Origin of the sequence: Haladaptatus sp. CMSO5 (assembly GCF_036689885.1) — an archaeon.
Taxonomy (GTDB): domain Archaea; phylum Halobacteriota; class Halobacteria; order Halobacteriales; family Halococcaceae; genus QDMS2.
The window spans coordinates 1,431,249-1,448,847 of sequence record NZ_JBAHVW010000001.1 but is presented as its reverse complement, the minus strand read 5'-3'; the positions used below and the strand labels follow the sequence as shown (position 1 = coordinate 1,448,847).

The 17,599-nt window shown below is 60.4% G+C and carries 24 protein-coding genes and 1 tRNA gene; 8 read left to right on the top strand and 17 right to left on the bottom strand.

Going from position 1 to position 17,599, the window contains the following annotated elements; genetic code table 11:
• Window positions 1-3: 3 nt before the first annotated feature.
• The 5 genes from V5N12_RS07730 to V5N12_RS07710 form a co-directional block, all read right to left on the bottom strand.
• Complete coding sequence (locus V5N12_RS07730; RefSeq protein WP_332898579.1) at window positions 4-798, bottom strand: cytochrome b; 795 nt, start codon at window positions 796-798, stop codon at window positions 4-6.
• Window positions 798-1,664 (bottom strand): ubiquinol-cytochrome c reductase iron-sulfur subunit, encoded by an 867-nt coding sequence (locus V5N12_RS07725; protein ID WP_332898578.1) that lies wholly within the window; start codon window positions 1,662-1,664, stop codon window positions 798-800. Before V5N12_RS07725 ends, V5N12_RS07730 begins: the two co-directional genes overlap by 1 nt.
• 2 nt (window positions 1,665-1,666) lie before the next feature.
• Window positions 1,667-2,065, bottom strand: coding sequence for a DUF7318 family protein (locus tag V5N12_RS07720; RefSeq protein WP_332898577.1), 399 nt, complete (start codon window positions 2,063-2,065; stop codon window positions 1,667-1,669).
• Window positions 2,065-2,718: a plastocyanin/azurin family copper-binding protein gene (locus tag V5N12_RS07715; protein ID WP_332898576.1), complete on the bottom strand. Its 654-nt coding sequence runs from the start codon at window positions 2,716-2,718 to the stop codon at window positions 2,065-2,067. Before V5N12_RS07715 ends, V5N12_RS07720 begins: the two co-directional genes overlap by 1 nt.
• A gap of 128 nt (window positions 2,719-2,846) precedes the next feature.
• Complete coding sequence (locus V5N12_RS07710) at window positions 2,847-3,788, bottom strand: DUF7319 domain-containing protein (protein ID WP_332898575.1); 942 nt, start codon at window positions 3,786-3,788, stop codon at window positions 2,847-2,849.
• A 100-nt stretch (window positions 3,789-3,888) separates the two neighbouring features.
• Between V5N12_RS07710 and V5N12_RS07705 the strand changes: the two genes are divergently transcribed.
• Window positions 3,889-4,380, top strand: coding sequence for a DUF7321 family protein (locus tag V5N12_RS07705; protein ID WP_332898574.1), 492 nt, complete (start codon window positions 3,889-3,891; stop codon window positions 4,378-4,380).
• 10 nt (window positions 4,381-4,390) lie between these two features.
• Here the strand turns inward: V5N12_RS07705 and V5N12_RS07700 are convergent, their stop codons facing one another.
• From V5N12_RS07700 to V5N12_RS07685, 4 genes are all read right to left on the bottom strand, one after another.
• Entirely contained in the window at window positions 4,391-4,618 is a 228-nt protein-coding gene (locus V5N12_RS07700; RefSeq protein ID WP_332898573.1) for a hypothetical protein, read from the bottom strand.
• Window positions 4,619-4,666: 48 nt separating this feature from the next.
• A complete protein-coding gene (gene nth, locus V5N12_RS07695) occupies window positions 4,667-5,350 on the bottom strand; it encodes an endonuclease III (protein ID WP_332898572.1) in 684 nt (227 codons plus the stop codon).
• A gap of 39 nt (window positions 5,351-5,389) precedes the next feature.
• On the bottom strand, window positions 5,390-6,916 hold the full coding sequence (locus V5N12_RS07690; RefSeq protein WP_442904963.1) for an SLC13 family permease: 1,527 nt from the start codon (window positions 6,914-6,916) through the stop codon (window positions 5,390-5,392).
• 156 nt (window positions 6,917-7,072) lie between these two features.
• A complete protein-coding gene (locus V5N12_RS07685) occupies window positions 7,073-7,324 on the bottom strand; it encodes a hypothetical protein (protein ID WP_332898570.1) in 252 nt (83 codons plus the stop codon).
• Window positions 7,325-7,424: 100 nt separating this feature from the next.
• Here V5N12_RS07685 and mvaD point away from each other — a divergent pair, with 100 nt between their 5' ends.
• Window positions 7,425-8,396: a phosphomevalonate decarboxylase MvaD gene (gene mvaD / locus V5N12_RS07680; RefSeq protein WP_332898569.1), complete on the top strand. Its 972-nt coding sequence runs from the start codon at window positions 7,425-7,427 to the stop codon at window positions 8,394-8,396.
• Between the two features lie 32 nt (window positions 8,397-8,428).
• Window positions 8,429-9,553, top strand: a complete 1,125-nt coding sequence (locus V5N12_RS07675; RefSeq protein ID WP_332898568.1) for an NAD(P)/FAD-dependent oxidoreductase — start codon at window positions 8,429-8,431, stop codon at window positions 9,551-9,553.
• Between the two features lie 2 nt (window positions 9,554-9,555).
• On the opposite strand, the gene V5N12_RS07670 is transcribed toward V5N12_RS07675, so the two are convergent.
• Window positions 9,556-9,903, bottom strand: coding sequence for a hypothetical protein (locus V5N12_RS07670; protein WP_332898567.1), 348 nt, complete (start codon window positions 9,901-9,903; stop codon window positions 9,556-9,558).
• 109 nt (window positions 9,904-10,012) lie between these two features.
• On the opposite strand from V5N12_RS07670, the gene V5N12_RS07665 reads away from it, so the two are divergent.
• Complete coding sequence (locus V5N12_RS07665) at window positions 10,013-11,062, top strand: NADP-dependent oxidoreductase (protein ID WP_332898566.1); 1,050 nt, start codon at window positions 10,013-10,015, stop codon at window positions 11,060-11,062.
• 52 nt (window positions 11,063-11,114) lie between these two features.
• On the opposite strand, the gene V5N12_RS07660 is transcribed toward V5N12_RS07665, so the two are convergent.
• From V5N12_RS07660 to V5N12_RS07645, 4 genes are all read right to left on the bottom strand, one after another.
• Complete coding sequence (locus V5N12_RS07660; RefSeq protein ID WP_332898565.1) at window positions 11,115-11,696, bottom strand: DUF7344 domain-containing protein; 582 nt, start codon at window positions 11,694-11,696, stop codon at window positions 11,115-11,117.
• A gap of 358 nt (window positions 11,697-12,054) precedes the next feature.
• Complete coding sequence (locus tag V5N12_RS07655) at window positions 12,055-12,378, bottom strand: hypothetical protein (protein WP_332898564.1); 324 nt, start codon at window positions 12,376-12,378, stop codon at window positions 12,055-12,057.
• Between the two features lie 85 nt (window positions 12,379-12,463).
• On the bottom strand, window positions 12,464-12,739 hold the full coding sequence (locus V5N12_RS07650) for a hypothetical protein (RefSeq protein WP_332898563.1): 276 nt from the start codon (window positions 12,737-12,739) through the stop codon (window positions 12,464-12,466).
• Between the two features lies 1 nt (window position 12,740).
• Complete coding sequence (locus V5N12_RS07645) at window positions 12,741-13,436, bottom strand: succinylglutamate desuccinylase/aspartoacylase domain-containing protein (protein ID WP_332898562.1); 696 nt, start codon at window positions 13,434-13,436, stop codon at window positions 12,741-12,743.
• A 207-nt stretch (window positions 13,437-13,643) separates the two neighbouring features.
• Between V5N12_RS07645 and V5N12_RS07640 the strand changes: the two genes are divergently transcribed.
• Window positions 13,644-13,970, top strand: a complete 327-nt coding sequence (locus tag V5N12_RS07640) for a hypothetical protein (protein ID WP_332898561.1) — start codon at window positions 13,644-13,646, stop codon at window positions 13,968-13,970.
• Here V5N12_RS07640 and V5N12_RS07635 read toward each other — a convergent pair.
• Window positions 13,967-14,317: a VOC family protein gene (locus tag V5N12_RS07635; protein WP_332898560.1), complete on the bottom strand. Its 351-nt coding sequence runs from the start codon at window positions 14,315-14,317 to the stop codon at window positions 13,967-13,969. The two genes, V5N12_RS07640 and V5N12_RS07635, sit on opposite strands and share 4 nt — an antisense overlap.
• Window positions 14,318-14,366: 49 nt before the next feature.
• Window positions 14,367-14,441, bottom strand: a tRNA-Arg gene (locus tag V5N12_RS07630).
• 94 nt (window positions 14,442-14,535) lie between these two features.
• Between V5N12_RS07630 and V5N12_RS07625 the strand changes: the two genes are divergently transcribed.
• The 3 genes from V5N12_RS07625 to V5N12_RS07615 all read left to right on the top strand — a co-directional run bounded on the left by V5N12_RS07625 (window position 14,536) and on the right by V5N12_RS07615 (window position 16,604).
• Window positions 14,536-15,381, top strand: coding sequence for a geranylgeranylglycerol-phosphate geranylgeranyltransferase (locus V5N12_RS07625; RefSeq protein ID WP_332898559.1), 846 nt, complete (start codon window positions 14,536-14,538; stop codon window positions 15,379-15,381).
• 127 nt (window positions 15,382-15,508) lie between these two features.
• Window positions 15,509-16,129 (top strand): RAD55 family ATPase, encoded by a 621-nt coding sequence (locus V5N12_RS07620; RefSeq protein WP_332898558.1) that lies wholly within the window; start codon window positions 15,509-15,511, stop codon window positions 16,127-16,129.
• Between the two features lie 67 nt (window positions 16,130-16,196).
• Complete coding sequence (locus V5N12_RS07615; protein WP_332898557.1) at window positions 16,197-16,604, top strand: CoA-binding protein; 408 nt, start codon at window positions 16,197-16,199, stop codon at window positions 16,602-16,604.
• A 1-nt stretch (window position 16,605) separates the two neighbouring features.
• Here V5N12_RS07615 and V5N12_RS07610 read toward each other — a convergent pair whose 3' ends face one another.
• A complete protein-coding gene (locus V5N12_RS07610; protein ID WP_332898556.1) occupies window positions 16,606-17,586 on the bottom strand; it encodes a PLP-dependent cysteine synthase family protein in 981 nt (326 codons plus the stop codon).
• Window positions 17,587-17,599 lie beyond the last annotated feature (13 nt).

Sequence of the window (17,599 nt, the reverse complement as noted above, 5' to 3'; positions counted from 1 at the left end):
TCTCTAGTGTGGTTCTGCGATGCCCTGCATCCAGACGATGCCGATGTGGAGTGCGATGACCGCCGTCACCACGAACGGCAACAGGAAGACGTGCAGGATGTACATTCGTTGGAGCGTTGCTTGTCCAAGCGTGAACCCGCCGAACAGGAGCTGGGCAGCCCACTCTCCGACGATTGGGATAGACAACGCCATTTCGACGCCGATCTGCCCGGCCCAGAACGCAAGCTGGTCCCACGGCAGCAGGTACCCCGTGTACCCGAACACCAGCGTGAGGCTGATGAGGATGATGCCGATGATCCAGTTGAGTTCGCGCGGCTCCTTGTACGCGCCCGTGAAGTACACACGAAGCATGTGCAAGAATACGGCGGCCACCATGATCTGTGCCGACCACCGGTGGATCGACCGGAGCATGAACCCGAAGTTCAGGTCCTGCATGATGAACACGATGGAGTTGTACGCCGTAGACGGGTCGCCCGTCGTCGCCGGGGCGTAGTAAAACCCAAGAAGTGCGCCACTGATTGCGGCGGCCACGTACGCCAACGTCGAGAAACTGCCGAGGGCGTAGAGTGGATACCAGTACCAGAACTTGTTGTCCAAGTTGTACTGTTCGGTGTGGCTCTTTGGCATCTGCAGGTTGACTTTGTAGTAGAGATTCTCAAGGAGTTCGAGGTAGTCAACGAGGCGGAGCCGCTGGTCGAGCCAGATCAGCACCGTCAGGTACGTCTGTTCGACCGCCGTCAGATTCTTCTCTTTCATCCACGCGCCGTGGTCCATCTCGTCTTTCCGTTCGAGGCTCATTATTCACCCTCCGGGCGTGGCAGTGCCACGAACGATTTCTTGATCGTGCTGAATGGATCGTACACCGACTGGTGGCATGGGCAGTACACGTCGTTCTCCGCGTTGAACTTATCACTGCCAGAGATGGATTTGAATCCGGGCACACAGCAGAAGTGTGTACACTTGTTGAGCCAGCCAATGCAGCCGTCTACGGTGCTCGCTCGAATCCACTCTGCGAACTCGTCTTCGCCGCTCTCTGCACGTTCGAGGATTTTCGAGCTGCGGACGACCTGCACCGGAATCTGTTCCTGTGGCGTCACGTCGACCGAGCGCCACGTCCCCATCGCGGGCTTCCCGAGGCCGCTTTGACCGATACCGTTACCCCAGCTTTCGTAGTCAGCGAAATCGTCAATGTGGAGTTTGTCGCCGGCTGAGTACGTGTCCGCCTGCCAGCTGTACGGTGGGTCACCGGAAGACCGGAAGAAGTTGTCTTGGTCTGCGTCGGGCTGGATGCCCGGCAGCGTCTGTGCACCGCAGTACTGGAACCACTCAGTGGAGTACGTCTCGCCGCCGAGTTCCATCTCTGCGACCGTAATCTCTTGTCCCTGAACCGTTTGCGTCTCCGGTTCTGGCCAGACACCCTTGATAAACCCTTCCGAGTCGAGTTCGAGAGGGATCTGTGGCATGCCGCGTGGCGCGGGCCCTCCGGTGTTTTCGATGCCAAGATACTGTGTGATACCACCACCGGCACCACTCGGCGAGGTGGCCGAATTGAGTGCCGCGACCCCGCCAGTGCCGACACTGGCGAGCGTCGCACTCCCGACGACGCCCTTTACGAAGCGCCGGCGGCCTGATTCAGTTGGATATTTGTCGTCGTCTAATGGCATAATTATCTCTTATAGTAGGGATAGACTGCGCGTTTGATGCTCTCCCACGGTCCCTCGCTGGACGCACCGGAGCCATACATATCCTCTTCTTTGATGTAGAGGTCTTCCCACTTTCGCCGACGCTTTTTGACGATCATGACGTCTGGGAGGAACTCCTTGCGGTAGAGCATGAGGATGAACGCGAGGTCGATGAAAATGACCGACAACACGCCACCGAGGAACATGCTCCCAAGCCCGGTCTGGTCGCCGTTCGACCAGCCCGTGAGCAGCCCAAACACGAACAGGCCAACGAACGCGATCTCGATGACCGTGAGCAGGACAATCGCGATTGCCGCGGCCGTACTCTCGCGGGCTGGTTCGTAGCGGTGAATGTCACCGTAACTGCTGTCTGAAGAACTCATTAGTTGTTCCCTCCTTTTGCGTGGGGTGACTCGCCGTATTTGAGCAGGAAGAACGTGTAGATGAGCGAAACGACGAGCATGAGAATCGTCGCGATGCCCACGAAGTGCGCCTGAATCGGCACACCCATCTCCTCTGCGTCAATCTCAACTTCCGCGCTCTGTGGCGGCGCACCGGACTCGTTGATGATGATTTCACCGACCATCCCCGACGACTGGTGGGGCTGGCAGTGGTATTCGTACGTGCCAGTCGTATCGAACGTGTGTTCGTAGGTGAACCCCGTGTTTTCGAGTGGTTGATGGCCTTCCCAGCCCGCGCCGTCTGGCTGGCTGTCGACCACGATGTTGTGGTTATCAGATTCCCAGTTGAACGTCACGGTCGTCCCGGGCGATGCGTAGAGCGGTTCTTCGGTACCGGGGGTGAAGATGAGGTCACCGCCGGGCCCGACGGCCACGGTTTTCGAGCCGCCACCGCCGCCACCGCCGCCACTGCCATCCGTGCTGTTGTTACCCGCCCCTGGCGTCGTCGTGCCCTCGCCAGAGGAACTATTGTTGGAGGCTGTAGGCTCCTCCTGGGCCACAGCGGGGGCAGCGCCGACGACGGCGGTACCGCCTGCAACACCGCTGGCGGTCAGTAGAAAGTCCCGTCGCTTCATGTACAGTTGGGAAGTCAGTACCCGGTTTGTATAAACCCACCGAATACGGGCGTGGGCGCGTGTACTGTCGGCTGTCACGAGGAACCGGCTGGCAGGCAAAATTCTCGCCTCAAGTCACCACTCGGGCGCTATTCCTGTGGGGACGATTTACCAGTCTCATCGCGCTCGGTTGGGGTGTCTAGCTGGCGGGCTCTGCGGGCCGCATCGAGGCGGTCGCGCCATTCTTCGGGGAGTGCCGCCGGGTAGGAGCCCGATTCGAGGTCGAGCGCCCGCAGTCGGTCGCGGTACTCCTCTGCGCGAAACCGGTCTGAAAGCCGAGCGTTTGCGACGATGACCGAGAGAAACAGTCCGAAGGCGAGGAAGCCAAGCCCGACGATAATCGTGAGCAAAACCGCTCTGCCGACCGGGAACAGCGTCACCTCACCGAGCGGAGTACCACAGACGAATCCGCCCCCGCTCGCCGCAGGCGTACAGAGCGTCGGCAAGAGTGGGTCGTAGATGAACGGCCCAAACAGGAGGATGAGTCCCGCGAACACGTTGAGCGAGCCAACGGTGAGCAAGACGGTGTTGCCGAGTTTGCCCGTCCCTTCGCGCACGTCGTCGGGGCGCGGCAGCACTCTCCCCGCGGGAGCGTCGTGTGGCTCGTAGTCGTCCATCGAACAGAGGGCGACCGTGGGCTTTACGTCGCGGAGAATCGTCCCGCTGCCTTCGACGCTCCCGTCCGCGTAGATGACGGCGTACCCCTCGTCTGAGTAGGCAAGCAGGCATTCCTCGCCGTTTTCTTCGACTCGTTCGACGCGGGCGAACACTTCACGGGTGGCGACCTGCCAGCGCAGGTCTGCCTCGACGCGGGCTAACAGCTCGTCGCCCGTAATCCACGAGTCGGGGTCGAACGCGACATCCCACTCTTCGGGCGTCATCTTCGCCATGTCCGCCGGGCCGAAGTTGTCGAAGTCGTACTTCTCTTCGACGCGCTTTCTGAGTTCCTCTACAGAGGGTGACTCCTCGCCCGACGAGCCGTCTGCTTGCTCGTCGAGTTCGTCTGGGCCCGTGGAACGAGCATCTCCCATTTCCGGGAACGTTAGCGTTCGACTGGTAAACGCTTTCCGAACCCCCTTCGCTGACGCTGTTTTCGCCATGTTTTAGCGCCTCGCGTCGCAACTCCAGATAATGCTCGGCCTGCCGGACGCCACGACTGCGGCCGTGGCTGCCCTCCTCGTGACGCTCAGTTTTCCGTTCTACCTCTACGGCGCGTGGATAATGATAGACGCAGACGAGGTGACGTGGGGCGTGCTCACCTACCACCTCAAATTCATCTTCGTCGGCCTCACCCTCAACACCGTCCCCGTCGTGTTCTGGATGGTTCCCCGGCTCACCGACCAGCTAAACGGCTTCGCCGCGTTCCACGCCTTCCTCGGATTGCAGGCCTACGCCATGCTCGTGTTCGCGTTTACGGGCATCGTCCGCATCTTCCAAGCGAAGTGGAAACACAACCTCTACCACGACTACGACGAGGACGTGTTGCTCTCCGAAATCGGCTCTGAGAAGATGGACTTCTGGCGCCGCCGCCTCCGCATCGGCGTGTTCGGCTACGTGCTGTTCTGGATTTTCGCGTGGATCGTCGGGATGGCGCGCTTTCTCACGAAATACCAGTTTTTCTGAGGAAATCGGGTCACGTCCCGAACTTCCGCTCCCACGACACGTCGGCGAGGGTCAATCCGAGATAGCCACCGACAACAATAATCACGAACTGTTCTGCGGCCTCAACAAGCGTTTCGACGCCAAAAATCTCGAACGCGGTGACGTCTACGACCAACGCCAGAACCCCAACCACACAGATGAAACCAAGCCGCTGTGGGTTCATGAACCGTGAGGCCAACACCCGATTTGTCACTGGCATAGTGAATTGGTTTTCAGTTGTCACAAATCGAGAAAACAGTTTGGGTGCCTACCAGGCTTCGTTTTTCGCCAAGTCCACGTCGTGGTCGAGTTTCGACGACGGACAGATGTCTTCTAAGACGCAGTCGTCGCAATCGGGGTTGATGGCGGTACACGTCGCCCGACCGTGACTAATCAGGAGGTGGGTGAGGTTCTGCCAGTCCTCGCGCGGGATGAGTGGCATGAGGGCTTGTTCGATGTTTTTTGGGCTTTTCTCCTCAGTCAACCCAAGCCGCCGAGAGATGCGCTGGACGTGCGTGTCCACCACGATTCCCTCGACGATGTCGTGGCCGTGTTGGAGGACGACGTTCGCCGTCTTGCGGCCGACACCCGCGAGGTCGGTCAACTCCGACATCGTATCCGGCACTTCACCGTCGTGTTTCTCGATGATATCCGCACACGCACTCCGGATGTACTTCGCCTTGTTGTTGTAGTAGGTAATCGAGGAGATGTCCTCGGCCAGTTCCTCTTGGGCTGCGTTCGCGTAGTCTTCGGCCGAATCGTACTTTGCGAACAGCTCCTTCGTGACCTTGTTCACGCGCTTGTCGGTACACTGCGCAGAGAGCATCACGGCAATCAAGAGTTCGAGACGGTTCGCGTAACGAAGTGAAATCGTCGTGTCGGGAAACTCCTCGTAGAGGCGGTCTAAGACCTCTTCGGCTTGTTCCTCGCGCGACGAAAGCGGCGTTCCCATACCCGGAAAAAACGCCGTCGCCCAATTGAGTGGTTCGGTTTACCAGAGCAGTGCGGGCCAGACGAACATGAACAGGAGCATGATGAGGCCCGTGAGCACCGCCGTCATCACGACGTTGAGGACGATTCCGGCTTTCATCATGTGTTTTTGTTTCATGTGCCCCGACCCGAACACGATGGCGTTTGGCGGCGTCGCCACGGGCAAGGCAAACGCGAAGGAGGCCGCAATCGCGCCGCTCACCGCGAGGAAGATGGCGGCTTCGGGTTCTGCGACGCCGAGCGTGCCAGCGAACACGCCACCGAGTGCGATGAGGATGGGGACGATAATCGCAGAGGTCGCGGTGTTGCTCGTCATCTCGGTGAGGAAGATGACCAACAGGACGATTGCGCCGACGACGAACAGGATGTTCGTTCCAACGAGACCATCGAAGATGCTCGAAACGAGCCATTCAGTCGCGCCGGTATCAGCGAACGCGCCAGCGAGCGAGATGCCGCCACCGAACAGAAGGATGGTTCCCCAGTCGATGTCAACGATGTCGTCCCATTCGACCGTGTCCGCGAGGACGAGCGCCGGGATGGCGTAGAGACCGACCATCACATAATAGAGCAGTCCTTGGTGGCCTTCGACGCCGAAGATGGTCAGGCCCTCACCGCCGAACAGCGTGGTGAACACGGTAGGTGGCAGAATCCCCTCAAAGAGGATGTCGAGGCCGCCGAGCACCCAGAGGAACGCCGTCGCACCGAAAATCCACGCGACGCGGCGGCCGCGAGTGGAGAGACTGCCCTCCTCTTCGAGGTACTGTTCTGCCTTGCGGCGTGCGCCGCTCACGTCTTTCACTTCCGGCGGGTAGAGCCGGAAGGTGAGGATGTACCAGACGAGCGGCAGGGTCACGAAGACGACTGGAATGCCGATGACGAGCCAGTCGAAGAAGGTGATTTCGTAGCCGAGGAGTTCTTTGAGTTGACTCGCCACGATGGCGTTTGGTGGCGTGCCGATGAGCGTGCCGACACCGCCGACGCTCGCGGCGTACGCCGTCCCGAGCAGCGTCGAAATCTGCATGTTCGAGAACGCTGCGGCGTCGTCCGTGTCCTCTTGAATCTCGTCGCGACCGATGACTTGCCCGAGCACCCCGAGGGCGATTGGTGTCATCATCGCCGTGGTCGCGGTGTTCGACACCCACATCGAGAGGAACGCCGTGGCGAGCATGATGGCGAGAATCAACAGCCGGGCAGAAGAGCCCATCTTCGCCATGAGCCAGAGGGCAATCCGTCGATCGATGTTGTACTTCTGCAGCGCATTCGCCAGCATGAACCCGGCGATGAATAAGAAGATGAGGTGGTCTGCGAAGCCAGCCAACGCGGGGTCGATGTCGTCGTAGACGCCGAACGCCGTGAGTAACACGGGTATCGAGAGTGCCGTGACCGGGAGCGGCAATGCCCCCGTAATCCAGAGCGACCCGGCGAAGAACATGGTCGCAATCGCGTACTGACCGCGAATGGTGAGTCCGTCAGGATTCGGCGCAAGGGCGATGAGCGCCGTTCCGAGGACAGCGATACCGAACAACATGACCCGTCTACGAGACGTGCCGTCACCCGCCTGTATCATTGATACACCGGCTCATTCCAAATGATGATATTTAACGATTGTCTTACGTGGTTTGTAAAAAATGATAAAAGTAACTGTTAGAAAAGATATGATGATCACGTATCAGTGGGAAAATAATTAGAAGTGAGCCACGATGGCATGAATCTGCGGCGAACGCAACTGTTCTGCGTACAGCGAGAACAGCGCCGTGCGCCGTGAATGTGACAGCCCACGACTGCCGCCTTCGAGCATCGAGATGTGCGCCTGGAGCAACCCGTCGATTTTCCGCTCGACTTCGCGCTGTTCGTAGCCCGCTGCCGTCCGCAAAAGTCGCCACGCCATCGGCGAAATCTCGTCTATCTCGACCCCCGGCTCCTCACCCGCGCCCATTGGTCTCAGTCTTGTGAACGGCCTGAAAACAGTTGTGTCTCACGACCCACCGAGACGACAGAGCGGAGGAATTAAGCGCGCTTCTCTCACCTCACGAAGTATGAAAGCGACGGCGAAAGCCCACCCCATTCAGGGACTCGTCAAGTATCACGGGATGCGAAACGAGGAACTCAGACTGCCGTATCACGACAGTATCAGCCTCTGTACCGCCCCGAGCCACTCGAAGACGACCGTCGAGTTCGACGAAGAGTTGGCGGAAGATATCTACCGCGTGGACGGCGAGGAGATCGCCGGGCGCGGCGCAGAACGCATCAAGCACGTCGTAGACCACGTCCGCTCGCTCGCAGACATCGACACGCGCGTCCGCTTCGAGAGCGAGAACAACTTCCCGAGCAACGTCGGGTTTGGCTCCTCCTCTTCCGGATTCGCCGCCGCCGCGCTCGCCGCGTGTGAGGCCGCAGGCCTGGACATGACGCTGCCCGAAATCTCGGCAGTTGCCCGCCGCGGCTCTTCCTCTGCTGCCCGCGCCGTCACCGGCGGCTTCTCCCACCTCCGAACCGGTCTCAACGACGAGGACTGTCGCTCAGAGCGCATCGACTCCGACTTAGAAGACGACGTGGCCATCATCGCCGCACTCGTCCCGGCGTACAAGGAAACCGAAGAAGCCCACAAGGAAGCCGCAGACAGCCACATGTTCGACGCGCGGATGGCCCACATCCACGGCCAAATCGCCGAGATGCGCGACGGCCTGCGCGAGGCCGACTTCGACCGTGTGTTCGAACTCGCAGAACACGACTCGCTCTCGCTCACGGCAACCACGATGACCGGGCCCGCAGGCTGGGTCTACTGGAAGCCGGACACCCTCCGCGTGTTCGAAACCGTCCGCGAACTCCGCGACGACGGCGTGCCGGTCTACTTTTCGACCGACACCGGCGCGAGCGTCTACGTCAACACGAAACCCGAGTACGCAGACCGTGTCGAAGAGGCGATTGCCGCCCTCGACATCGAAACGCACGTCTGGGAAATCGGCGGCCCCGCCCACATCCTCGACGAATCTGAAGCCCTGTTCTAGACCGTTTTGAGGCTGGCGGCGCTAGAGGGCGTATGCGCGTCCTCGTCCTCGGCGCTGGCTACGCTGGCCTGACCCTCGCCCACCGACTCTCCCGCTCGCTCCCCGCAGACGCAGAACTCACGCTCGTAGATGAGACGGGAAGCCACCTCATCCAACACGAACTCCACCGCGTGATTCGTCGTCCGGCACTCGCCGCGGAGTTGACGATTTCGCTTACCGACCTGTTTCCCGAACACACGATACTGCGCGCCCGCGTCGAACACGTTTCGCCCGAAGAAAAGACGGTGGCGCTCGACACGGGTGAGACGCTCTCTTACGACATCTGTGCGGTCTGTCTCGGCGCGGAAACCGCCTACTACGGCTTACCCGGGCTCAGCGAACACGCGACACCGCTCAAAACCGTTGCGGACGCGACGGCGATTCACGACCGCTTCGTCGAACTCGGTCCCGAAGACGGCCACGTCCTCGTCTGCGGAGCCGGGCTGTCTGGCATCCAAACCGCCGGTGAACTCGCCGCGCTCGCCACTGAACGCGGCTGGGAGCCGAAAGTCAGACTGCTCGAACAGGCCCACAGCGTCGCGCCGGGCTTTCCGAAAAACTTCCGGCGGGCCGTCCGCGACGCACTCACGAGCGAGGGCGTTACCATCGAGACGGAAACCACGGTGCTGCGCGCGGACGACACGGCGGTTCACCTCGAAGACGGAACGATGGCCTACGACCAACTCATCTGGACGGGCGGTATCGCTGGCCCCGCTGCCCTCGACGGCACGCGCCATCGCGTGCGGAACACGTTGGAGGTCGTAGACGGCACGTTCGTCGTGGGTGATGCCGCGGACGTCATCGACGCAGACGGCCAGCGCGTTCCCGCGAGCGCACAAGCGGCCATCCGCGAGGCGCGTGCGGTCGCACAAAGCATCGAGAAAATCGCAGCCCACGACCCTGCGGACGCGTTCACGCCGCGACGGACGGCGTTTCGCTTCGACTCACCGGGCTGGATTGTCACCGTTGGCGAGCAAACGGTCGCACAGGTCGGCCCGACAATTATCACTGGAACGCCGGCGCTCGCGCTCAAGGCGTCGATTGGCGCGGGCTATCTCACTCAAATCGGGGCGGTCGAAGAAGCGCTCGACCTCGTACGCGCGGAGTTTTCCGACTGAGCTCAGACGCCGGGAATCCCAATCGCGCCGAGCGAGATGATTCTGAGCGCGCCAAGGAGGAACAGGACAATCGTTGCGGTAACCCACGCGACGAGCGCGATGCCGATGGCACTGCCCCAGCCGCCGGGATACCGCCAATTGACCACCGCAATATAGGCGATGAGCGCGAGCAGCGTCCCGATGAGCGGGATGAAGCTCAATATCGCCCAGACAACCGCCCCAATGAGCGCCGTCACCACCGCGTGACCGTAGTCGTCTATGTCGGCCAGTACACGAGCACCGACGTACAGCCCAAAGCCACCGACGAGCAGGCCGACGACGAACACGATGAGTGAATCAATTACTCCCATAGCCGTCCGTAACTCCGAGCGTACGGATATACTCATTGGCCACCTGACGTGTGAGGTGGCCACATCCGCCACCCGAAGCGTCAAACCTCCGGCGGCCACAAACCCTGCTATGACCGAATCCAATAGACAGTTCCGTCTCGCACAGCGACCGACCGGCACGCCGACGCGGGAAGACTTCGACCTCGTCGAAGCCGACATTCCCGACCCCGGCCACGAGGAAGTGCTCGTAAAGACGTGTTATCTCTCCGTTGATCCGTACATGCGCGGCCGAATGCGCGACGCAGACTCCTACGCAGAACCGTGGGACGTAGGCGACGTGATGAGCGCAGGCATCGTTGGCGAAGTGGTCGAATCGAACAACCCGCGATTCGAGACCGGAGACATCGTCGCCGGGAATCTCGACTGGGCAGAGTATGCGACCGCGAAGGGCCACGAACTCACCGCCGTCGACCCGGATTATGCACCCATTTCGACCGCACTCGGCGTCCTCGGCATGCCGGGGCGAACCGCTTACTTCGGCCTCCTCGAAGTCGCAGAACCAACGCCCGGCGACACCGTCGTCGTCTCGGGGGCGGCCGGAGCAGTCGGTTCGGTCGTCGGCCAGTTGGCGCAACTCGCGGGCTGTCGCGTGGTCGGGACCGCAGGGAGCGATGAGAAGGTCGCGTGGCTCACCGAGGAACTCGGCTTCGACGCGGCGATCAACTACAAAACCACCGAGAGCATGCCAACGGCACTGGCAGACGCGTGTCCGGACGGAGTAGACGTGTACTTCGACAACGTCGGTGGCCCCATCACCGACGCCGTGATGCAACAGCTCAACGTCGGCGCACGCGTGGCTGTCTGCGGGCAGATTTCACAGTACAACGCCACAGAACCGCCACAGGGACCGCGAAAATTCGGCCAGCTTATCGTGAGTCGAGCGCGGGTCGAGGGCTTTCTCGTCTCTGATTTCGCCTCCGAGTTCGAAACGGCAACGGAACGCCTCGCGTCGTGGGTTGCCTCCGGTGACCTCGTCTACCGAGAATCAATCGTGGAGGGATTCGAAAATGCGCCAGCGGCCTTCTTGGGACTGTTCGAGGGCGACAACATCGGAAAGCAACTCGTGAAGGTTGCCGAACCATCGCTCACGGATGCAGAAAGCGTGAGGACGGAAGCGTAACGCTGCGACCGCACGGTCGCGCGCTAGCTTGCGATTGAAGGGTTCTGTGTGGTCAGAGGAACCGTTGTCCGAGGGCGGTGATACCGAAGGCGGCGACCGTAAGCACGCTCAGGAGGTAACTCGAGATGAGCGCGGCCGGGACGAGGCTGAGGGAGGTCGCGCCGAGGAGGAGGGCGCTCGCAGAGGAGAGACCAAGGTAGTAGTTAGACCACGCAAGGTCGTTATCTGCGTCTGCCTCTGGCGCATCGGAGGCGTCAGCGCCGTCTGCAGCCTCTTGGCTCGACGTGGCGGCGTCGTGGGAGTCCGTGTCGATGAACGGGTAGAGCTGAGCGGCGTTCGCCGTGGGGGCGACGATGCCGCGGCTCTGGTTGTATTCGATGACGCCTTCGTCGTCGAGCTTTGGAAGATGCGTCTGGTACAGCGCAATGTAGACACGCTGGCGCTCGTCTGAGTGCAGCTGTTGAACCGTGGTGTCGTTTTCCCACGCCGCAACCTGCTCTGCAACGTCGCGCATGCGGACGCTGTCCTCGTTCGTCTGCGCGAGGTAGCGGAGAACCGCACGGCGGCGCTCGTTTTGCAAGAGATGGAAGATCTGGTCTTGCGACAGCGGGGAGTCGTCTGTGTCTTCTGGCATACCCGCGAGGGCATCAGTCTGCACGTTCGCGTTTGGGGAGTCGGTGCTTACCGTCATCACAATCTGCTCAAGAGGAGGGGAGATAATAAAGGGGGTCAGTGGTTTCGACCCGTTTCTTTCTGTTTCGAACCGTTTCAACCGTTTTCCGTCTGTCGATTAAACGATATTGAACTTTCCGTGAGTGGGGCTGTCAAGCATGTGTGAATCGGCTGCAGTCAGGAGGTTTGTTCTGGCTTAATTTTCAGGAGTCTTGTAACCCCAACCTACTGCCAATTCCCACGTCTGGTGTGCACTGATACCACGCATCATGTGCCACTCTCACGGTGGTTTCTGTATGGAAAGACAGGAACGCGGGAAGTTACCGCGTCGCGGTAAGTCCCCGCTGGGCGGCTCCGATGAGGAGCACGGCGAAGAACGCCACGATAAGCCACTGGCCTGTCTGTGAGCTGAGCGCGTCTGCGACCATGCCCAGCAGATTCGCACCAACGGCCTGCCCCAGGGCGAACAACAGCAAGATGAAGCCGATGACGATGACACCAGTGCGGACCGCGGTCGTTGCAAACCACGACGCCTGGGACGATTGGGTCGGCTGACCCTGCTGTGAGCCCTGTTGATTCGCACTCTGCTGTTGTGAGCGCTGTTGGCCGGACTGAGTCCGGGTGTTTGTTCCTGATTGGGGCATTGTAGGTCACCCCGTTTGGGAACACACACAGTACCTACCTTATTATTCGGCCGCTAAGACGCGTGAAAATGAGGAGTAAGAGGTCTCAGCCGCCAAACCCGGCGGCAATCCAGCGGTAAGTCGCTCCGACGCCGACGGCAATCAGGTAACTCACGATGACGTGTGGCACCCAGAACACGTAGAACTCGAAGGTCGGAAACAGGGCCTTGCCAAGCGCAGAGCCAATCGTGAGGATGAGATAGCCCGGCAACGCAAGCGGTGTCATCCACTGGGTGTTGCGCGCCCCGAGGGCGAGCGGGACGACCAACAAGAGGAACACGGAGATGGCAATCGGGTCTAGTAAGACGCGCTTTAGCTCCATGTCAGCTCCCTCCCGTCCGCTCGATGCCGTGGCGGGCGAGCAACGCTTCTGCCGCGCGCGTCGTCCAGTCGGTGCGCGTATCGAGGTCGAGCAGGAAACTCGTCGATTCGACGATGTACGCGGGCGTGTCCCTGTCCTGACCGACCTTGTTCGCGATGAGCGGGCCCGACTCCGGCATCGGGTCGCCTGCGCGATACTTGTGCAACGGCATATACCACGGCACTTTTTCTTCGTTGAGCAGGGCTGCGACGTCCCGTGCGTGTTCGAGCGCATCACCCGCCGCCGTCGGGAAGATGGCCTGCCCGACGTAGCCGGGCTGGACGTTGTAGATGCCAAGCGACCGGTGCAGGTCGATATACACGTCCGGGTCGTGACGCTCAATCGCTTCCCAGAGCGCCTGTGCGAGCTCTGAGGTCGGCGTTTTGCCTGGCGGGAACAACCGGTTCAGGTCACCGCCGGTTCCCTCGCGCGTGCCGCGTTCGATGGCGACGGTGTTCGCCCGCGGGATGACGATGAGCGTTCCCTGTGCAATGTCCCACCCCGAAACGGTCTCCGCTGCGCGATACCCGGAGATTTCGTCACCGTGGATGCCGCCTGTGACCATCGCCGTTGGTCCCGACTGTGCGCCGTCGATAACGACCACCTCAGTCGCATGATTGGTTCCGTCGAGTAGTGTGTAAGTTTCGCGGGTTGCCACAGGAGAGCCACGACTAGCGCCGGTTGCTGGAACACTGCCCGCAACAGCGATTCCAATGACACCGCCAGCCCGAGATAATACGGCGCGACGTTTCATCGACTTGAGGTTGTAACGAGACGACTAAACTTATACGGCCGGTATCGGCGTGACAACCGACAGAGTGGTTGGGATAGTAACTATAAATTCTCCGCGTGTGAATTAATTCACATGGACGAATGGGTCGAAAATCGAACAATTGGCGAGGGGCAACGGTACCGTGTCTCGATAGTAGAGCTGTCCGATGTCGTTGGCGTCTCCATTCAAACGCGCGACGACCCAAACGAAACGTTTGGCGATCGCACGGTTCTCAATCCAGCAGAAACCGAAAGCTTCGTCGAATTTCTCGAAACGGGCATCACCGCCGCCCGATATCGCGCGCTCGCAGAAGTTGTCGGCCCCGACGCCCTTGATCTGTTCAAACGCGGCGAAATCACAGCCGACGAGCTCGCAGAAAACTTCGGCAACGAAATCGAACGAGAGATAAGCGACAATTAGTCAGTCCGTTCGAGCAGTTCAAGCCGATTCCCGAACGGGTCGCGAACGAAAACTCGCTCGCGGCCCGGTATCGGCGTTTCTTCGTTGATAGGCACGTCGTGGGCTTCGAGCACCGCCCGTGTCGCAGCAAGGTCTGCAACTTCGAGTGCGACGTGCTGTCTCGATTGACGCTCCTTCGACACTTCGACGCCAAGATGCAGTTCAATTGCCCCGTTCTGCAGCCACACGCCGCCGTTTTTCCGGAGTGACGCGGGTTTCTCACGTTCCTCGAAACCGAGTATCTCCACGTAAAACGCCGGGACCGAGATTTGAACGCCAGTCGCTTCGCTCCCTCGTTCAATCCTCATCGGTCCGTATTACACGCGACGCTACGAAGGTGAGCGTCGCGAAGAATGACGAGCGCTGAGAGATTTGAACTCCCGACAACTTGGTCCGAAGCCAAGCACTCTGTCCAGGCTGAGCTAAGCGCCCTCATCCGATTCTAAGACGACGGACTATTTTAAACCCCGCGATTCGCCCCGCGAGATTCGCGCCATTTAACCGCACCCCGCGAAGAACTCCTGTCATGTCGATGGGAGACCGTGTCCGCGGCTTGCTGGAGCTAACCCGCCCAGTCAACGCCGTCGCGGCGGGCGTGCTGACGTTTATTGGCGCATTTGTCGCAGGCGGCGCGTTCGCGCTCCCGGTCGAAACGGGCGCGGCGGTCGGCGCAACCATCTTCGCAACGGGCGCGGGCAACGCCATCAACGATTATTTCGACCGCGAAATCGACCGCATCAACCAGCCCGGACGCGCCATCCCGCGTGGAGCCGTCACCCCGCGCGAGGCACTCGTGTTCAGCCTCGCGCTTTTTGCGGGCGCGGTCGTTCTCGCGTTGCTCTTACCACTTGCCGCGATTGCGATTGCGGTCGTGAACCTCGTCGCGCTCGTCGCTTACACCAAGGTGTTCAAAGGCCTCCCGGGCGCAGGGAACGTGGTCGTCGCGTATCTCGGCGGGAGCACCTTCCTTTTCGGGGGCGCGGCGGTCAACGTCCTGAACGAGGCCGTCGTCGTCTTATTCGCGCTGGCTGCAATCTCGACGCTGACCCGCGAAATCGTCAAAGACGTTGAGGACATCGCGGGCGACCGCGAAGAGGGGCTCAACACGCTGCCGATTGCCATCGGTGAGCGAAATGCGCTCCTCCTCGGCGTCGTCTTGCTCGGAGTCGCCGTCCTCGCCAGCCCCGTTCCCTATCTCCAAGCGACGTTCGGCCTCGCCTACCTCCTCGTCGTGGTTCCCGCAGACCTCCTCATGTTGTATGCGGGGTACGAGAGCTTTCACGACCCGACGGCAAGCCAATCTCATCTCAAATATGGGATGTTCCTCGCGGCAGCGGCGTTCATCGCGGGGCGCATCGGCGTCATCGTCTGAGCGTAATTGAGTACGATAGGGGTTTATGAGGCTGTGCCCCATTATCATGAATAGATGCGAAGGTGTGAACGGGATGTTCACCACTCTTGTCCATCGATGTCCATACGTGCAGGGGTGAAACTCCGAGATGTATAATCTCGGGCCGAAACTCGATGGACAGTCGATAGCGGCCGGGTCGAACCTCCTCATTACTGGGCCGCCACTTTCTGGCAAGCGACAGCTCGCGCTCGATATTCTCAAACAGGGGTTCGAAGACGGCGAGGGCGGTATCGTCATCTCGACAAAAGACAGCGGTGACCGCATCGTAGAAGAGTACACACGGACAGGTGACTCACTCGACAACGTGCCACTGGGCATCGTCGATTGCGTGACGAAACACCAGGGAATCGGGACGACCACCGAGACTGCGACGCGCAAGTTTGCCTCCTCGCCCCACGACATGACCGGCATTGGGATTAAACTCTCAGAGATACTCGAACATTTCTACGGCAATCAGGGCATCCACCGCAATCGCGTGATGCTCCACTCGCTATCGACGCTCATCATCTACTCGAACATCCAGACGGTGTTTCGCTTCCTCCACGTGTTCACCGGGAGAACACAGAGCGCAAACGCCCTCGGAATCTTCGTGATGGAGTCTACGGCCCACGACCAGCAGACGAAGAACATGCTGACCCAACTGTTCGACGGTGTCATCGAAACCAACCAAGAGACGCCACAGGTCACGCTCAGGTCGTCAACAGCGTAGAGGCGCTTCTGTGTCTGGCGTACACACCTGCAGTACCCTTTTGCGAGCCGCTCTCGTTCGTACGGCTATGCCAGTCGAGACGGACGCCGAACTCCGCGAGATTCTTGGACTCAAAACGATTGCTGTCGTTGGCTGCTCTGCGACCCCCGGGAAAGACGCTCACAGCATTCCAAAGTATCTGCGAAATCACGGCTACACCATCATCCCCGTGAACCCATACGCAGACGAGATTTTCGGGATGGAACCCTACGACTCGCTCGCAGATGTCGAAGAGGACATCGACATCGTGGACGTGTTTCGCCCATCCGAAGAAGTCGCGGGTATCGTCGACGCTGCTATCGCCCGCGACGACGTGAAAGTCATCTGGACGCAACTCGGCATCCGCGACGACGACGCGGCGAAAAAGGCAGAAGCCGCGGGCAAGCAATTCGTCCAAAATCGGTGTTTGAAAGTCGAACACGCCCGGCTGCTGTAACCTAGTTTTCCCACTCCTCGAACGAGCGGTAGATACCCTTCGAGAGGTAGCGCTCGCTCGAATCGGGGAAGATGGTGACGACCGAGTTGTGTGGGGCGGCAATTTCGCCTGCCTCGATTTTCGCGGCGAGACGCTGGGCGGCAACACTCGCAGCACCTGAACTTGAGGCCACGAGATGGCCTTCCTCGCGGGCAAGCCGTTTCAATTCGGTATGGGCGGCCTCGTCGCTCACCTGCGCAACGCTGTCCACGAGATCAGGGTCGAACAACTCGTTGGTGGCCACGTTGTGTGTGCCAATCCCTTCGATTTTGTACTCGGCTTCTTCTGCGGATTTCCCCTTCGTTGTCGAGTAGAGCGAGCCTTCGGGTTCGACCGCACAGATGTGAATATCCTCGTCCTGTTCGAGTGCGTAGCGGGCGATGCCCATGAGCGTCCCCGCGGTGCCACACCCGGCGACGATGGCTCCGACGTCGCCATCGAGGGCGTCGAAAATCTCCGGTGCGGTGAGTTCGTAGTGTGCCTCCGCATTGAGTGGGTTTGCGAACTGTTGGGGGACGACGGCGTTATCGAGTTCCTCCGCAAGCTCGTGGGCGCGGTCGATTGCTCCGCCCATCCCGTCCTCGGTCGGCGTGTTGATGATTTCCGCACCGAGGGCGGCCATAAGCTGTTGCTTTTCGACACTGAATCGCTCGGGAACGACGAAAATCGCGTTCACGTCGAGTTGGCCCGCCGCGATGGCGAGGCCGATTCCGGTGTTCCCGGCGGTTGGCTCGATGACCGTTCCGCCCGGAGAAAGCTCGCCACGGTCGAGCATCTGTTCTAACATATACAGGCCAATGCGGTCTTTCACGCTCGCGCCCGGATTGAACGATTCGAGCTTCGCGTAGACGCGAACAGTGTCAGGGGAGGCAGTGACCCGGACGAGCGGGGTTTCGCCAATCGTCTCAAGAACCGAGTCGAGCGGTTCTCGGTGCGTGGTCATACCCGGTGGTTCG

What these genes read in the sequence shown, in the direction of transcription:
- V5N12_RS07615 (WP_332898557.1), top strand. Translation starts at nt 16,197, where the DNA reads ATGCCAGTCGAGACGGACGCCGAACTCCGCGAGATTCTTGGACTCAAA.
- V5N12_RS07625 (WP_332898559.1), top strand. Translation starts at nt 14,536, where the DNA reads ATGTCGATGGGAGACCGTGTCCGCGGCTTGCTGGAGCTAACCCGCCCA.
- V5N12_RS07635 (WP_332898560.1), bottom strand. Translation starts at nt 14,317, where the DNA reads ATGAGGATTGAACGAGGGAGCGAAGCGACTGGCGTTCAAATCTCGGTC.
- V5N12_RS07685 (WP_332898570.1), bottom strand. Translation starts at nt 7,324, where the DNA reads ATGGGCGCGGGTGAGGAGCCGGGGGTCGAGATAGACGAGATTTCGCCG.
- V5N12_RS07675 (WP_332898568.1), top strand. Translation starts at nt 8,429, where the DNA reads ATGCGCGTCCTCGTCCTCGGCGCTGGCTACGCTGGCCTGACCCTCGCC.
- V5N12_RS07660 (WP_332898565.1), bottom strand. Translation starts at nt 11,696, where the DNA reads ATGCCAGAAGACACAGACGACTCCCCGCTGTCGCAAGACCAGATCTTC.
- V5N12_RS07705 (WP_332898574.1), top strand. Translation starts at nt 3,889, where the DNA reads ATGCTCGGCCTGCCGGACGCCACGACTGCGGCCGTGGCTGCCCTCCTC.
- V5N12_RS07715 (WP_332898576.1), bottom strand. Translation starts at nt 2,718, where the DNA reads ATGAAGCGACGGGACTTTCTACTGACCGCCAGCGGTGTTGCAGGCGGT.
- V5N12_RS07725 (WP_332898578.1), bottom strand. Translation starts at nt 1,664, where the DNA reads ATGCCATTAGACGACGACAAATATCCAACTGAATCAGGCCGCCGGCGC.
- mvaD (WP_332898569.1), top strand. Translation starts at nt 7,425, where the DNA reads ATGAAAGCGACGGCGAAAGCCCACCCCATTCAGGGACTCGTCAAGTAT.
- V5N12_RS07620 (WP_332898558.1), top strand. Translation starts at nt 15,509, where the DNA reads ATGTATAATCTCGGGCCGAAACTCGATGGACAGTCGATAGCGGCCGGG.
- V5N12_RS07710 (WP_332898575.1), bottom strand. Translation starts at nt 3,788, where the DNA reads ATGGGAGATGCTCGTTCCACGGGCCCAGACGAACTCGACGAGCAAGCA.
- V5N12_RS07730 (WP_332898579.1), bottom strand. Translation starts at nt 798, where the DNA reads ATGAGCCTCGAACGGAAAGACGAGATGGACCACGGCGCGTGGATGAAA.
- V5N12_RS07610 (WP_332898556.1), bottom strand. Translation starts at nt 17,586, where the DNA reads ATGACCACGCACCGAGAACCGCTCGACTCGGTTCTTGAGACGATTGGC.
- V5N12_RS07700 (WP_332898573.1), bottom strand. Translation starts at nt 4,618, where the DNA reads ATGCCAGTGACAAATCGGGTGTTGGCCTCACGGTTCATGAACCCACAG.
- V5N12_RS07650 (WP_332898563.1), bottom strand. Translation starts at nt 12,739, where the DNA reads ATGGAGCTAAAGCGCGTCTTACTAGACCCGATTGCCATCTCCGTGTTC.
- V5N12_RS07690 (WP_442904963.1), bottom strand. Translation starts at nt 6,916, where the DNA reads ATGTTGTTCGGTATCGCTGTCCTCGGAACGGCGCTCATCGCCCTTGCG.
- V5N12_RS07665 (WP_332898566.1), top strand. Translation starts at nt 10,013, where the DNA reads ATGACCGAATCCAATAGACAGTTCCGTCTCGCACAGCGACCGACCGGC.
- V5N12_RS07670 (WP_332898567.1), bottom strand. Translation starts at nt 9,903, where the DNA reads ATGGGAGTAATTGATTCACTCATCGTGTTCGTCGTCGGCCTGCTCGTC.
- V5N12_RS07655 (WP_332898564.1), bottom strand. Translation starts at nt 12,378, where the DNA reads ATGCCCCAATCAGGAACAAACACCCGGACTCAGTCCGGCCAACAGCGC.
- nth (WP_332898572.1), bottom strand. Translation starts at nt 5,350, where the DNA reads ATGGGAACGCCGCTTTCGTCGCGCGAGGAACAAGCCGAAGAGGTCTTA.
- V5N12_RS07720 (WP_332898577.1), bottom strand. Translation starts at nt 2,065, where the DNA reads ATGAGTTCTTCAGACAGCAGTTACGGTGACATTCACCGCTACGAACCA.
- V5N12_RS07640 (WP_332898561.1), top strand. Translation starts at nt 13,644, where the DNA reads ATGGACGAATGGGTCGAAAATCGAACAATTGGCGAGGGGCAACGGTAC.